Annotated in this window: 21 protein-coding genes and 1 pseudogene; 6 read left to right on the top strand and 16 right to left on the bottom strand. The window is 61.0% G+C overall.

All coding sequences use genetic code 11. The features are described 5' to 3' along the window. Positions 1–209 precede the first annotated feature (209 nt). Together Q0T48_RS04505 and Q0T48_RS04500 are read right to left on the bottom strand one after the other, a co-directional pair. A complete protein-coding gene (locus Q0T48_RS04505; protein ID WP_295953020.1) occupies positions 210–608 on the bottom strand; it encodes an energy transducer TonB in 399 nt (132 codons plus the stop codon). A gap of 23 nt (positions 609–631) precedes the next feature. Further along, a complete protein-coding gene (locus Q0T48_RS04500; RefSeq protein ID WP_295953016.1) occupies positions 632–1,606 on the bottom strand; it encodes a fumarylacetoacetate hydrolase family protein in 975 nt (324 codons plus the stop codon). A gap of 44 nt (positions 1,607–1,650) precedes the next feature. Here Q0T48_RS04500 and Q0T48_RS04495 point away from each other — a divergent pair, with 44 nt between their 5' ends. From Q0T48_RS04495 to purU, 5 genes are read left to right on the top strand one after another with little or no spacing between them, the layout of a single operon-like run. Continuing rightward, on the top strand, positions 1,651–2,715 hold the full coding sequence (locus tag Q0T48_RS04495) for a DUF3108 domain-containing protein (protein ID WP_295953015.1): 1,065 nt from the start codon (positions 1,651–1,653) through the stop codon (positions 2,713–2,715). 60 nt (positions 2,716–2,775) lie between these two features. Beyond that, entirely contained in the window at positions 2,776–3,069 is a 294-nt protein-coding gene (locus Q0T48_RS04490; protein WP_295953013.1) for a DUF3567 domain-containing protein, read from the top strand. Between the two features lie 2 nt (positions 3,070–3,071). Beyond that, complete coding sequence (locus Q0T48_RS04485; RefSeq protein ID WP_295953011.1) at positions 3,072–3,866, top strand: DUF3108 domain-containing protein; 795 nt, start codon at positions 3,072–3,074, stop codon at positions 3,864–3,866. Positions 3,867–3,874: 8 nt separating this feature from the next. After that, entirely contained in the window at positions 3,875–4,687 is an 813-nt protein-coding gene (locus tag Q0T48_RS04480; protein WP_295953009.1) for a ChaN family lipoprotein, read from the top strand. A 48-nt stretch (positions 4,688–4,735) separates the two neighbouring features. Continuing rightward, entirely contained in the window at positions 4,736–5,584 is an 849-nt protein-coding gene (purU, locus tag Q0T48_RS04475; RefSeq protein WP_295953006.1) for a formyltetrahydrofolate deformylase, read from the top strand. Here the strand turns inward: purU and asd are convergent. Next, a complete protein-coding gene (gene asd / locus Q0T48_RS04470) occupies positions 5,577–6,428 on the bottom strand; it encodes an archaetidylserine decarboxylase (protein WP_295953005.1) in 852 nt (283 codons plus the stop codon). The two genes, purU and asd, sit on opposite strands and share 8 nt — an antisense overlap. 70 nt (positions 6,429–6,498) lie before the next feature. Between asd and Q0T48_RS04465 the strand changes: the two genes are divergently transcribed. Further along, positions 6,499–7,371 carry a LysR substrate-binding domain-containing protein gene (locus Q0T48_RS04465; RefSeq protein WP_295953004.1) on the top strand — a complete coding sequence of 291 codons (873 nt, stop codon included), beginning with the start codon at positions 6,499–6,501 and terminating at the stop codon, positions 7,369–7,371. Between the two features lie 84 nt (positions 7,372–7,455). Here Q0T48_RS04465 and Q0T48_RS04460 read toward each other — a convergent pair whose 3' ends face one another. The 13 genes and pseudogenes from Q0T48_RS04460 to tuf all read right to left on the bottom strand — a co-directional run. Beyond that, the gene (locus Q0T48_RS04460) at positions 7,456–7,965 is read right to left on the bottom strand and encodes a peroxiredoxin (protein ID WP_295953001.1); all 510 of its coding nucleotides are present in this window, start codon (positions 7,963–7,965) and stop codon (positions 7,456–7,458) included. Between the two features lie 99 nt (positions 7,966–8,064). Next, entirely contained in the window at positions 8,065–8,334 is a 270-nt protein-coding gene (gene rpsQ / locus Q0T48_RS04455) for a 30S ribosomal protein S17 (protein ID WP_295952998.1), read from the bottom strand. An 11-nt stretch (positions 8,335–8,345) separates the two neighbouring features. Then, on the bottom strand, positions 8,346–8,555 hold the full coding sequence (gene rpmC / locus Q0T48_RS04450) for a 50S ribosomal protein L29 (RefSeq protein WP_295952997.1): 210 nt from the start codon (positions 8,553–8,555) through the stop codon (positions 8,346–8,348). Positions 8,556–8,568: 13 nt separating this feature from the next. Then, positions 8,569–8,985, bottom strand: a complete 417-nt coding sequence (gene rplP / locus Q0T48_RS04445; protein ID WP_029708121.1) for a 50S ribosomal protein L16 — start codon at positions 8,983–8,985, stop codon at positions 8,569–8,571. 2 nt (positions 8,986–8,987) lie between these two features. Further along, positions 8,988–9,890, bottom strand: coding sequence for a 30S ribosomal protein S3 (gene rpsC, locus Q0T48_RS04440; RefSeq protein ID WP_295952992.1), 903 nt, complete (start codon positions 9,888–9,890; stop codon positions 8,988–8,990). Between the two features lie 13 nt (positions 9,891–9,903). Then, a complete protein-coding gene (gene rplV / locus Q0T48_RS04435) occupies positions 9,904–10,233 on the bottom strand; it encodes a 50S ribosomal protein L22 (protein WP_295952990.1) in 330 nt (109 codons plus the stop codon). A gap of 10 nt (positions 10,234–10,243) precedes the next feature. After that, a complete protein-coding gene (gene rpsS / locus Q0T48_RS04430) occupies positions 10,244–10,522 on the bottom strand; it encodes a 30S ribosomal protein S19 (RefSeq protein WP_295952987.1) in 279 nt (92 codons plus the stop codon). Positions 10,523–10,533: 11 nt separating this feature from the next. Beyond that, positions 10,534–11,358, bottom strand: a complete 825-nt coding sequence (rplB, locus tag Q0T48_RS04425; protein WP_295952982.1) for a 50S ribosomal protein L2 — start codon at positions 11,356–11,358, stop codon at positions 10,534–10,536. A gap of 2 nt (positions 11,359–11,360) precedes the next feature. Further along, positions 11,361–11,690, bottom strand: a complete 330-nt coding sequence (rplW, locus tag Q0T48_RS04420; RefSeq protein WP_295952978.1) for a 50S ribosomal protein L23 — start codon at positions 11,688–11,690, stop codon at positions 11,361–11,363. Then, positions 11,687–12,307 carry a 50S ribosomal protein L4 gene (rplD, locus tag Q0T48_RS04415; protein WP_295952975.1) on the bottom strand — a complete coding sequence of 207 codons (621 nt, stop codon included), beginning with the start codon at positions 12,305–12,307 and terminating at the stop codon, positions 11,687–11,689. The genes rplW and rplD overlap by 4 nt, the downstream gene beginning before the upstream one ends. Beyond that, positions 12,307–12,981 carry a 50S ribosomal protein L3 gene (gene rplC, locus Q0T48_RS04410; RefSeq protein ID WP_295953024.1) on the bottom strand — a complete coding sequence of 225 codons (675 nt, stop codon included), beginning with the start codon at positions 12,979–12,981 and terminating at the stop codon, positions 12,307–12,309. Before rplC ends, rplD begins: the two co-directional genes overlap by 1 nt. Before the next feature lie 184 nt (positions 12,982–13,165). Further along, positions 13,166–13,480, bottom strand: a complete 315-nt coding sequence (gene rpsJ, locus Q0T48_RS04405) for a 30S ribosomal protein S10 (protein WP_028250951.1) — start codon at positions 13,478–13,480, stop codon at positions 13,166–13,168. A gap of 17 nt (positions 13,481–13,497) precedes the next feature. Further along, a pseudogene (tuf, locus tag Q0T48_RS04400) lies at positions 13,498–13,765 on the bottom strand (elongation factor Tu); the annotation flags it as partial.

Below are 13,765 nucleotides of genomic sequence, written 5' to 3'. Positions count from 1 at the left end.
GCAAAGTGGGCCCAAAGGCCCGCGAACCTAGCCCCAAGGGGTTAGAAAACGACTCGTTTTGGCCGGATTCGGCGCATTCTTGTTATCAGTACCCCGGAAGAGCCATTTTGAATGGCCTTGTTCAGCATTGCCTTAAGCCTTTCAGGCCGCTAGCGCATATAAAATATACGCTTACAGCTATATATTCAATAGCAAAAATTTACACCGGCTTACCGGGGCCGGTCGTAGAACTTAAAGGTCATGGGGGCCACCACGGTGACCGGCAGCGCCACGCCGTTTTCACGGTAGGGCACAAAGCGCAGCTCCCGCAGGGACAGCAGTGCGGCTTCATCGAGCAGGGCGTTGTAGCTGGTTTGCGCCACCCGGGTGCGCTGCACGGTGCCGTCGGCGGCCACATCCGCTTCCAGCACCACCGTGCTGTTGCGCGAGCGGTCGCGTACCAGATCCACGGCGGGCAAGGGGATCTTCGCCACCCAGGGGCTGGTGGTGACCATGTCGTCGATATTGACCTGCTGCTCGGGCCACGGGGCTTCGGGCGGTGCCGAGGCGCAGCCGACCAATACCGCCGCAACGGCGGCCCACACTCCACGGGCGATATAACTCTTCATAAGTGCCTCAAAAAAATAGGAATTCACCGGGGGGCTAGTTCTTGGTCGATGGCGCCAAAGAGGCTCAAGCCATCTTTGCCCTTCATCTCGATGCGCACGGTGTCGCCAAACTGCAGGTAGTCGGTGCTGGGCTGGCCGCTGAGTTGGGTTTCCATGGCACGCTTCTCCGCAATGCTGTTATAGCCCTTGGGCCACTGGGCCTTGCCTTTGGTTCCCGTGCCCGCATTCGCCACCGGGCCGGAGCCGATGACGCTGCCCGCCCGTACCGCCCGCGTGGCGCACAGGTGGGCGATGAGCTGGCCGAAGTGGAACTGCATCTCGGGCCCGGCATCGCACATGCCGACCTTGCGGCCATTCCAGCTGGTGTGCAGCGGCAGGTGGACGCGGCCCTTGTCCCAGGATTCGCCGAGTTCGTCCAGCGTCACCGCCACCGGGCTGAACGCCAGGGTGGGCGCACTCTGCACCCAGCCCGCGCCCTTGGCCTGCTCGGCCGCTTCCAGGCTGCGCAGACGCACGCTGTTGGTCAGCACCAGCAGGCGCATGCCGTCCAGCGCCTGCGGCGGGGTCACGCCCTGTGGCACGTCGGCGGTGATGGCGGCCAGGCCGGCACCAAAGTCGATGCCCAGCGCCTCGGACGTGCAGCGCAGCAGATCGCAAGCGCCCGCAAAGTGGTCGCCGCTGCCGGGTGCCAGCACCGGACTGACCCCGGCCTCACGGGGTTGCAGCAGGCTGGGGTAGGCCTGGCCCTCCACCACCTGGAAAGCACGCGGCAGCGGGGCCAGGCACTGGCGCGGGTCGAAGGCAAAAGTATGGCGTGCACGGCCCTGGTTCAGCGCGTCAGACAGGTCTTGCAGCTGCGGGCTGAGGAAGCCCCAGTCGTCCAGCACTTGCTGCAGGCGGCTGGCGATGCCGGTCGCATAATGGGCGCTGGCCAGGTCGCGCGACACCACCACGAGCTGGCCGTCGCGGGAACCGTCTTGGTAGGTGGCCAGTTTCATAGAGAGGTCAGCCGGGTGGGGATAGTCAAGCGTTGTATAGCCCAATGAGTTTAACGAAGCCCTCCCTGGCCCTGCTAGCCATTGCCACCGCCGTGCTGCTGGCCCATCTGGCCCTGCTGCAGCGCCTGCCCGCGCTGCTGCAAGTGCAGGCCCCCATCGTGGTGCGCACGCTGACCACCCGCACCATCGCCACGCCGTTACCGGTGGCGGCCACGCCTGCCGCGCCCCGCCCAGTGCCCAAAAAGCCGATTCGCAAAGCCGCGCCCCGCCCATCGCCGCCGGACGATGCCCCCAGCACAAGCACCGTCGCCGTGGCGGAACTGCCAGAACCTGCGCCGGTAGAACCTTTGCCAACCCCGCCCGTGCCCGAAACGCCCGCGTCCGCACCGGTTCCGTTGGATGCCCCGCCCCCGCCCGAACGCGCCGCATCCGCCCCGCTGCCCACGGTGCCGCTGACCCATGCCACCCGGTTCGCCTTTCCCGACCCGGTGCACCTGCTGTACACGCTGACCGGTGAGTCTAAAAAGCTGCACTACAGCGCGCGCGGCGAATTGCTGTGGAAGCAGGATGGCCACAGCTACGAGGCCACGCTACAGGCCAGCATGCTGTTTATCGGCTCGCGCACCCGCACCAGCACCGGCAGCATCACGCCCGAGGGCCTGGCCCCGCAGCGCTTTTCGGACAAATGGCGCACCGAGGTGGCGGCCCACTTTGACCAAGCCAACCACCGCGTCAGCTTCAGCGCCAACACACCCGATGTACCGCTGGAAACCGCCGCCCAGGACCAGCTCAGCGTGATCCTGCAGATCGCGGGGATCCTGGCCGCCGAACCCGCCAGCTACCCGCCTGCGGCCACGATCGCCATCCAGACCGTCGGCCCCAAGGATGCCGATGTGTGGATCTTTACCGTGGAGGGACCGGAGAAAATCTACGTCCCCTACGACGGCATCGACACGCTCAAGCTCACCCGCAACCCGCGCAAGGCCTTCGACCAGAAGGTCGAAATCTGGCTGGCCCCGGGCATGGGCTACGTGCCGGCCCGGCTAAAGATCACCAACGCCAACGGGGATTACATAGACCAGCAACTGCGCGCGGTGGAAAAGCCCTAAGCTTGAAACCGAGGTAGTCGCCACCAACTGTGCTGTAGCTATTGAAATAAGGACCTCACTATGAACACGCTGTACGACTCTGAATCCTTTGTGGTGGTCCACATGCAACCCGTGGCCGCGCTGGAAGCTCTGCTGCCGGTGGTGGACACGCCACGCCCCCCTACGCTGGAACGCCACGGCTTTGAGATCGTCGATAAGCGCTCTGGCAAAGAGGTGTACCTGGACGGCTCCTGGGCCGAGCTGTTCCAGCGCCATATTGCGGCTTGGCAGCTGAACACGCCCACCCAGGAAGAGGTCGAAGACACGCTGGAACAGTACGCCGGGCTGGCGCAGAACCCCGTGGTGGTCCACTGAACATGCAAGGGCGCCTGCTGGCCTCTTTCGCGCTGGGTGCCAGCCTGTGGTTGGGATCATCGGTCCAAGCCTTCGCCGCCAATCCCCCGCAACCTACGGCGACCGGAGCAATCCTCCCGGCGCTGACCCACGCCACCGCATTTACCTTCCCCGAGCCGGTGCGGCTGCTTTACGCGCTGGACGGCGAGGTGAAAAAATTCAGCTACCAAGCCCAGGGCGAGCTGCTCTGGAAGCAGGACGGCCACCACTACGAAGCCAGGCTGCAGGTCGGTGTGCCGCTGTTGGGCGAGCGCACGCGCAGCAGCACCGGCAGCATCACCCCCGTAGGCCTGGCACCGCTGCGTTTTGTAGACACCTGGCGCAAAGAGGTGGCGGCAGATTTTGACCAGGCCAACCACCGTGCCAGTTTCAGCGGCAACAACCCGGAGGTGGCCCTGGAAACCGCCGCCCAGGACCAGCTCAGTGTGATTCTGCAAATCACGGGCATGCTGGCCGCTACCCCGTCCCACTACCCGCCCGGCACTACGCTGGCGCTGCAAACCATTGGCCTGCACGGGGCCGAGGTGTGGGTGTTCACGGTCGATGGGGCCGAAAAAGTCCACCTGCCGAATGACACTTTGGGCCATATGGGCACCATGGACAGCCTGCGGCTCACCCGGACCCCGCGCCTGCCATCGGGCCAAAAGGTCGAACTGTGGCTGTCGCCCAGCATGGGTTACCTGCCGGTGCGGCTCAAGATCACCCAGGCCAGCGGCGACTTTATCGACCAGCGGCTGCGCGGCGTAGAAACGCCGTAACCGGCACCATGCGACGCACCATAGCCCGTATCGCCGCTATCGCCTGCGCCGCGGCCTGGCTCATCGGCTGCGCCGGCCTGCCCACCGATACTGCCCACCGCACGCTAGCGCTGTTGCCCGCCGATGCCATCCTGCTGGGCGAACAGCACGACGCACCCGACCACCAGCGCATCCACTCAGAGGCCGTGCAAGCCCTGGCTGCACAAGGCCAACTCGCCGCCCTGGTGCTAGAGATGGCCGAGCAGGGCCACAGCACCACTGGCCTGCCCCGTGGTGCCAGCGCCGCCGAGGTACAGGCCGCCCTGGCATGGAACGACGCAGGCTGGCCCTGGGCGGCCTACGGCCCGGCCGTAATGGCCGCCGTGCAGGCCGGGGTGCCGGTGCTGGGTGCCAACCTGCCACGCACCCAGATGCGCGATGCCATGGCCAATACGCGGCTGGACGGAGCCCTGCCCGGCCCGGCGCTGAAGGCCCAGCAGCAGGCCATCCGCCTGGGCCACTGCGGCCTGCTGCCCGAGAGCCAGATCGGGCCCATGACCCGTATCCAGATCGCCCGCGACCAAGCCATGGCGCAGACCCTGCAAGCGGCGGCCGTACCCGGCAAGACGGTGCTGCTGCTGGCCGGGGCGGGGCATGTGGACGGCAGCCTGGGCATTCCGCAATATTTGCCCGAAAACTTCAAGCCAAAAACGGTTCTTCTGCAGATAGCTCCTACGCAAGAAGCTCCTAAAAGCATAGTAAATTTTGATAGCACCTGGGTCACACCCAGCATCCCGGCCACCGACTACTGCGCCGATCTACAAAGCAAGATGCCGGGCTAGTGCGCCCACCAGCGCCCCGGTGCCAACCTGCGCGACAATCCAGCCCCAATGACACACGCCCACATCCTTACCCTGTCCTGCCCCGACCGTCCGGGCATCGTGCACGCCGTGTCCGGCTTTTTGCTGGAGCGCGGCTGCAACATCGAAGAAGCCGGCCAGTACAACGACCCCGACACGGGTCTGTTCTTCATGCGCGTGCAGTTTGCCAGCGCGGCCCACAGCACGGCTGAATTGCGCAGCCAGCTGACCCCATTCGCCGAAGGCTTTGCCATGCGCTGGAGCCTGCACGACGCCGCCGAACCGGTGCGCACCGTGCTGATGGTCAGCAAGGAAGGCCATTGCCTGAACGACCTGCTGTTCCGCTGGAAAAGCGGCCTGCTGCCGCTGGACATCCGCGCCATCGTCAGCAACCACCGCGACTTCTACCAGTTGGCGGCCAGCTACAACGTGCCCTTCCACCACATCCCGGTGACGGCCGCCACCAAGGCCCAGGCTGAAAGCCGCATCTATGAGGTAATCGAAAGCGAAGGGGCAGAGCTGGTGGTGCTGGCGCGCTACATGCAGATCTTGAGCGACGACCTGTGCCGCAAGCTCGCCGGGCGGGCCATCAACATCCACCACAGCTTTCTGCCCAGCTTCAAGGGGGCCAAGCCCTATTACCAGGCACACGACCGCGGCGTGAAGCTGATCGGCGCCACCGCCCACTACGTGACCGCCGACCTGGACGAAGGCCCGATCATCGAGCAGGACGTGGCCCGCGTGGACCACAGCCGCACGGTAGAGCACTTCACCGCCCAGGGCCGCGACACCGAGAGCCAGGTGCTGGCCCGCGCCGTCAAGTGGCACAGCGAGCACCGCGTGCTCATCAACGGCCACAAGACGGTTATTTTTAAATAACGTTGGCCATACTTTCGCCCAGGCGCACGCTGCCCGCGGGTGCCCAGGCGGGGTTGAACGTGAGCGGCCCCTTGGGGAACAGCACCACCACAGTGGAACCCAGCAGGAAGCGGCCCATCTCGTCGCCCTGCTTTAGTTCAATTTTTTGATCGTCGTAGCGCCATTCGCGCACCGGGCCGCGCGGCGGGCAGATCACGCCCTGCCAGACGGTGGCCATGCTGCCGACGATGGCGGCCCCCACCAGCACCAGCACAAACGGCCCTTTTCCTGGTTCAGCCGAGTCAAACACACAGACCACCCGCTCGTTGCGCGCAAACAGCCCCGGCACGCCCTGCGCCGTGACCGGGTTGACCGAGAACAAATCACCCGGCACATAGACCATACGCGTCAGCCGCCCGTCGCAGGGCATGTGGATGCGGTGGTAGTCCTTGGGGCTGAGGTAGATGTTGGCAAAGTGGCCGTCTTCAAACAGTGCGCCCAGCGCAGCGTCCCCGCCCACCAGTGCTGTGGTCGAATAGGTATGGCCCTTGGCCTGGAAGATCTGGTCGCGTTCTATGCGGCCAAACTGGCTGATCGCACCGTCCACCGGGCACACCAGATCGGCGGGGGTCAAAGGGCGCGCGCCGGGCTTCAGGGCGCGGGTGAAGAATTCGTTGAAGCTGGGGTAGCTGGTGATGTCAGGGTTGGCCGCCTCAGCCATGTTCACCCCGTATTTCCCGATGAACCAGCGGATGATGCCGGTGGTGATGCGGCCCGCGCGCGCCGAGGCGACATGCGAGCCAAATGCGGTGATGGCGTGCTTGGGCAGCAGGTACTGCAGCCACACTTTGGTACGGTCGGACACGCGCAATCCCTTAGGCAAAAAGGGTGCAATTGTAGCCAGCGGGGGCCTCTACAAAGGGGACAATCCGGGCATGAGCGCTACACGTATACCCCCGATCCAGTGCCTGCTGACTTTTGAGGCGCTGGCCAGGTTGCGCAGCGTGACGCAGGCGGCCGAGGAGCTGTGCGTCACGCCCAGCGCCGTCAGCCACCGGGTCAAGCAGCTGGAGCAGATCCTGGGCACCAAGCTATTTGGCCGGGCCGACTTTTCACTCACCACCGAAGGCAGCGAGTACCTGGCCCATGTGCGTGAAGGCCTGGCGATTCTGGAGCGCTTTCCCAGCGCCCAATCGGCCCCCGGCAAGCGCAAGCTGCGGCTGGCCGTGACACCCACCTTCGCCCGCGCCATCCTGATCCCGCGCCTGCGCCAGTTCACCGAGGCCTACCCCGAGATCGACCTGACGCTGCAGGTATCGATCCCGCTGCTGGACGTGGTAGCCGAAGATGCCGATCTGATAGTGCGCTTTGGCACCGGCCGCTATGCCGATGTAGAGCATGTTTGCCTGACCCGCGACGAGGTCACGCCCTTGGCCTCGCCCGCCTTTGTGCGCGAACACGGGCCGTTTGACAGCGTGGCCGACCTGGAAGGCGCACGTCTGCTGCGCAGCCCGTTGGAGCCCTGGCGCACCTGGTTTGCCGCCCACCAGCAAGACTGGCCGGAACCGGTCGATGGTTCGCAGTTCAACGATATCGGCCTGATGTGCGATGCCGCTGCCGCTGGCATGGGCATCGGCTTGGTGCGGCTGCGGCTAGGGGCCGCCTGGCTGGAAAACGGCTCGCTGGTGCGCCTCTTCGCCCGCAACGTGCCCAGCCCGCACGCGCACTACCTGTGCTGGCACACCGGCGCGATGGACCGCTGGGAATGCGCGGCGTTTGCCGATTGGCTCAAAAAAGCAATGCTCTGAACACAGCAACTACGATTTAAACAAAAAGAGCCGCTAGCGTAGGTACTACCTACACCAGCAGCTCTCATTTAAATAGCAGAAAGCTTACGCAGCTTTGGCTTGGGCCAGCAGGGTTTCTGCGCCGCTGACTTCCAGCTTGCCGCCGTCTTCCAGGTTTAAGGTCTGTACCACGCCGTTTTTCACCAGCATGGAATAGCGGTGGCTGCGGACACCCAGGCCCTTGGCGGTCAGGTCCAGCACCAGGCCAGCGGCGGTGGTGAAGGCAGCGCTGCCGTCACCCAGCATGCGCACTTTGCCAGCCGTCTTTTGATCACGGCCCCAGGCACCCATCACGAACGCATCGTTCACGCTGATGCACCAGATTTCGTCCACACCCGCGACCTTAAAGGCTTCGAAGTGCTGGATGTAGCCGGGCACGTGCTGGGCCGAGCAGGTGGGCGTGAACGCGCCCGGCAGGGCGAACAGGGCAATCGTCTTGCCTGCAGTGGCCTTGCTGACCTCGACCGGGTTAGGGCCGATGCTGCAGCCTTCGCCTTCAATTTCAATGAATTCCATCAGGGTGGTGGATGGCAGGGTGTCGCCGACTTTGATCATGGTGTGCTCCTTTGAGGTTAAAAACAGAAATGGGCCCATTCAGAGCCCAAAAACAAAAACGGCCCACATTGTGAGCCGTTTTTTAACTAGTTTGCAGATTTAAACCGCAATAGCCTTTTGCACCAGACGGGTCGCAACCCAGTTCTTGGTTTTGGAGATCGGACGGCTTTCCGTGATCTCGATGGTGTCGCCCAGCTTGTACTCGCCCTTTTCGTCATGGGCGTGGTACTTGCTCGACTTGCCAACGATCTTGCCGTAGAGCTCGTGCTTCACACGGCGCTCGATCAGCACGGTCACAGTCTTCGTACGCTTGTCGCTGACCACCTTGCCAACCAAGGTGCGCTTGAGGGATGTTTTAGCTTCCGTCATGTTGTTGCTCCTTACTTAGCAGATTTGTCAGCCGATTGCTTCTCGACAAGAATGGTCTTGGCGCGGGCAATGTCACGGCGCGCAGTGCGCAGCGTAGCTGTGTTGTTGAGTTGTTGCGTGGCTTTTTGCATACGCAGACCGAAGTGGGCGCGTTGCAGCGCTTTCACTTCAGTTTGCAGGCCGGCAACGTCTTTGGTACGTAATTCAGTAGCTTTCGTCATCTCAATCTCCTGATCACTGACCAATCATGCGGGCCACGAAGGTGGTACGCAAAGGCAGTTTGGCAGCTGCCAAACGGAACGCTTCACGGGCCAACTCTTCGGGAACACCGACGATTTCAAACACGATCTTGCCGGGCTGAATTTCAGCCACGTAATACTCGGGGTTACCCTTGCCGTTACCCATCCGCACTTCAGCAGGCTTTTGGGAAATTGGCTTGTCGGGGAACACACGGATCCAGATACGACCACCACGTTTGACGTGGCGGGAAATCGCACGGCGTGCGGCTTCAATCTGGCGGGCCGTCAGACGGCCACGGTCCGTGCACTTCAGACCGAAATCACCAAACGCAACCGAGCTACCCCGGGTTGCGATGCCGGTGTTACGGCCTTTTTGCTCTTTGCGGTACTTGCGACGCGCGGGTTGCAACATGTTTATTCTCCTTTACCGTCAGCTGCACCAGGTGCAGCAGGCGCGGCTACTTTACGGACGCGCTGAACGGTAGATTTCGGTGCGGTAGCACCTGTGGCTTCAACAGGTTTGTCGCTACCGTCTGCAGGAGCCGCATTGGCACCAACGGGACGGCGGGGACCACGAGCTGGAGGACGGTCATTGCCACCGGGACGGCCGCCGCGGTCATCGCGACGGGGTCCACGGGGACGACGCTCTTCATCATTGCGCGGCTCTTGCACAGCAGGCAGATCGTTACGACCCAAGGTATCACCCTTGTAGACCCAAACCTTCACGCCAATAATGCCGTAAGTGGTTTTGGCTTCGGAAGTACCGTAGTCGATGTCCGCACGCAAGGTGTGCAGTGGCACGCGACCTTCGCGGTACCACTCGCAACGAGCGATTTCAATGCCATTCAGACGGCCAGACGACATGATCTTGATGCCCAGGGCACCCAGACGCATGGCGTTTTGCATGGCGCGCTTCATTGCACGGCGGAACATGATGCGCTTTTCGAGCTGTTGGGTGATCGAGTCGGCGATCAGCTTGGCATCGATTTCAGGCTTGCGCACTTCTTCGATGTTGACTGCGACGGGCACGCCCAATTGCTTGGCCAAGTCACGCTTGAGGTTCTCGATGTCTTCGCCTTTTTTGCCGATCACGACACCCGGACGAGCCGAGAAAATCGTGATACGGGCGTTCTTGGCGGGACGCTCGATCAAGATGCGCGAAACCGAAGCGTTCTTCAGTTTGGCTTTCAGGTACTCACGTACCTTGATGTCTTCGGCCAGCATGCCGGCAAAGTCGTTGTTGCTTGCGTACCAACGGCTGGACCAGTTACGGCTGACCGACAAACGAAAGCCGGTAGGGTGGATTTTTTGTCCCATATCTTCCGACCTTTTAGTTACCGACCGTCACGTACACATGGCACGTGGGCTTGCTGATACTGTTACCACGGCCTTTTGCACGGGCTGTGAAGCGCTTGAGAGTGGCACCTTGTTCGACGAAGATGGTTTTAACCTTCAACTCGTCGATGTCGGCACCGTCATTGTGCTCAGCGTTGGCGATAGCCGATTCCAGAACCTTCTTGATGATCACAGCAGCTTTTTTCTGCGTGAATTCAAGAACGTTTAGGGCTTGGTCTACCTTTTTGCCGCGGATCAAATCTGCGACCAGACGGCCTTTGTCTACTGACAAACGCACGCCGCGAAGGACTGCACGTGTTTCCATGGTCTATTCCTTATTTCCGCACGACTTTTTTGTCGGCAGGGTGACCCTTGAAAGTACGGGTGAGTGCAAACTCTCCCAACTTATGGCCCACCATTTGGTCGGTAATATAGACAGGGACGTGCTGTTTGCCGTTGTGCACAGCAATGGTCAGGCCGATGAAATCGGGCAAGATCATGGAACGACGCGACCAGGTCTTAATTGGCTTTTTGTCTTTGATGGCGACGGCTTTTTCAGCCTTGGCCAGCAAATGGTGGTCTACGAAGGGACCTTTTTTAAGTGAGCGAGTCATCTAGCTACCCCTTACTTCTTGCGACGCGACACCACCATCACTTGGGTGCGCTTGTTGTTACGGGTACGGTAACCCTTGGTCAGATTGCCCCAAGGATCGACTGGATGACGGCCTTCGCCGGTCTTACCTTCACCACCACCGTGTGGGTGGTCGACAGGATTCATCACCACACCGCGAACGGTTGGGCGGATACCCTTCCAGCGCTTCGCACCGGCCTTGCCCAAACGGCGCAGGCTGTGTTCTTCGTTGGCGACTTCACCAATGGTGGCGCGGCATTCGATGTGGATCTTGCGAACTTCACCGGAGCGCATACGCACTTGAGCGTAGATGCCTTCACGTGCCAGCAGCGTTGCCGACGTACCAGCCGAACGGGCGATTTGCGCACCAGCACCGGGCTTGAGCTCGATGCAGTGGATGGTCGAACCCACAGGGATGTTACGGATAGGCAAGGTGTTACCTGCGCGGATCGGTGCTTCTGCACCGCTCATCAGGCTTGCACCGGCTTCCAGACCACGGGGAGCAATGATGTAACGACGTTCGCCGTCGGCATAGCACACCAGAGCGATGTGGGCCGTACGGTTTGGATCGTATTCAATACGCTCAACCTTTGCGGGGATGCCATCCTTGTTGCGAACAAAGTCCACAACGCGGTAATGGTGCTTATGACCGCCGCCACGGTGGCGGATGGTGATATGACCATTGTTGTTACGGCCCGCTTTTTGGAACTGGGGTTCCAACAGCGCCGCGTGAGGAGCACCCTTGTACAGGTGATCACGCGAGATCTTCACCATGCCGCGCTGGCCTGGTGAAGTGGGTTTCATTTTAATGACAGCCATGATTACGCGGCCTCCCCGGTCAGGTTCAGCTCTTGACCAGGTTTGAGCGTCACATAGGCTTTGCGAATGTTATCGCGGCGACCGATGGATTTGCCAAAACGCTTGGTTTTGCCTTTGGTGTTGACCACAGAAACGCCCTTGACTTCCACCTTGAACATCAACTGCACTGCAGCCATGATCTCGTGCTTGGTCGCGTCCTGGAGTACCTTGAACGTCACTGCGTTGGACTTCTCAGCCACCATGGTTGCCTTTTCAGACACGATGGGAGCGATCAGCACCTGCATCAGACGGCCTTCGTCAAATTGACGCTTCGTCGAGTTCATGCGGCTCATGCGAACATCTCCTGGAGTTTGTCCATGGCAGCCTTGGTCACCAAAACCTTCTTGTAGTGGACCAGCGACACCGGATCGGCGTAACGGGGCTCAACCACGAGAATGTTGACCAGATTGCGGGAAGCCAAATACAGGTTTTCATCGATTTGGTCGGCAATGACCAACACCGACGCCAGATTCATAGCCTTGAACTTAGCCGCCAGGGGCTTGGTCTTGGGCGAATCGACGGTCAGCGAGTCAACGACGGCCAGACGACCTTCGCGGGCCAGCTGCGACAGAATCGCAGCCATACCAGCGCGGTACATCTTCTTATTAATTTTTTGCGTGAAGTTTTCGTCAGGCATATTCGGGAAAATACGACCGCCGCCGCGCCACAAGGGCGAGGAAGTCATACCGGCGCGAGCGCGGCCAGTTCCCTTTTGCTTGAACGGCTTCTTGGTGCTGTGATGGACTTGTTCACGGTCTTTTTGGGCACGGGTGCCCTGACGTGCGTTAGCCTGGAAAGCGACCACAACCTGGTGCACCAGGTCTTCGTTGTATGCGCGACCAAACACGGTCTCGGGCGCTTCGAATTTCGAAGTGGCCTGGCCTTGGTCATTCAGGAGTTCGAGCTGCATCAGATCGCTCCTTTCGCTGTTTTAACTTTGACAGCAGGACGCACGGTCACAAAACCGCCGGCGGAACCAGGGATAGCACCCTTGATCAGCAGCAGTTGACGCGTTTCGTCGATGCGAATGACGTCCAGATTCTGGGTCGTCTTGGTGACATCGCCCAAATGGCCGGTCATGCGCTTGCCAGGAAACACACGTCCTGGATCTTGCGCCATACCGATGGAGCCGGGCACATTGTGCGAACGGCTGTTACCGTGCGACGCGCGCTGCGACTTCATGTTGTGACGCTTGATGGTTCCGGCGAAGCCCTTACCAATGGAGGTGCCTTGCACGTCCACTTTTTGGCCCACGACAAATACGTCGGACACGGGCACTTGCGCACCGGTGGCGTACTTGGCAGCGGTATCGGCTGCAACACGGAATTCCTGGATGATTTCACCGGCTTCCACACCCGCCTTGGCGAGGTGGCCCGCGATGGGCTTGGTGATACGCGAAGCTTTACGCGCACCGAACGTTACCTGCAAGGCAACGTAGCCATCGTTCTCTTGGGTTTTGACCTGAGTGACACGGTTGTTGGAAACGTCTACCACGGTAACAGGAACTGCATCCCCGTCATCCGTGAATAGGCGCATCATGCCAACCTTGCGACCCAGCAACCCTAGGGAATTGCTAAGACTCATTGTTTTCTCCGTAACTTCCACCACTGCAGCTTCAATTGGTTGCAGTGTTTTGCGTGAAAGACTGTTAATAAAACCGCGCCGAAAATTCGACACAGCCTGCGAGTATAGCCCGCCCATGCGACGGGCGCAAGTGCTGGCTATGCTCTACCTCAGGTGAGCCCGGTTTGCACCGGACTCACAAAGCTTATTGCAGCTTGATTTCCACGTCCACGCCAGCTGGCAGGTCCAGCTTCATGAGGGCGTCCACCGTCTTGTCCGTAGGATCGACGATGTCCATCAGGCGCTGATGGGTGCGGATTTCAAACTGGTCACGACTGGTCTTGTTCACGTGGGGTGAACGCAGAATGTCGAAACGCTTCATGCGGGTTGGCAGGGGCACGGGGCCCTTGACAATCGCGCCGGTGCGCTTGGCGGTATCCACAATTTCAGCGGCCGATTGGTCGATGAGCTTGTAATCAAACGCCTTCAGGCGGATACGGATTTTTTGCTTGGTAGCCATGATTGTTTCCTTATGCCTTACGCAATGATCTTGGCAACCACACCCGCGCCCACGGTACGACCGCCTTCGCGGATCGCGAAGCGCAGGCCTTCTTCCATGGCGATGGGGTTGATCAGCTTCACAGTGATCGACACGTTGTCACCAGGCATGACCATCTCCTTGCCTTCTGGCAACTCGATCGCACCGGTCACGTCCGTTGTACGGAAGTAGAACTGGGGGCGGTAGTTGTTGAAGAATGGTGTGTGGCGGCCGCCTTCGTCCTTGGACAAGACATAGATCTCGCCC

It is taken from the genome of Rhodoferax sp. (genome assembly GCF_025354435.1).
In the GTDB taxonomy this organism is placed as follows: domain Bacteria; phylum Pseudomonadota; class Gammaproteobacteria; order Burkholderiales; family Burkholderiaceae_C; genus Rhodoferax_B.
Note: the sequence above shows the minus strand (reverse complement) of the source record. Positions and strands in the feature narration are given on the sequence as shown.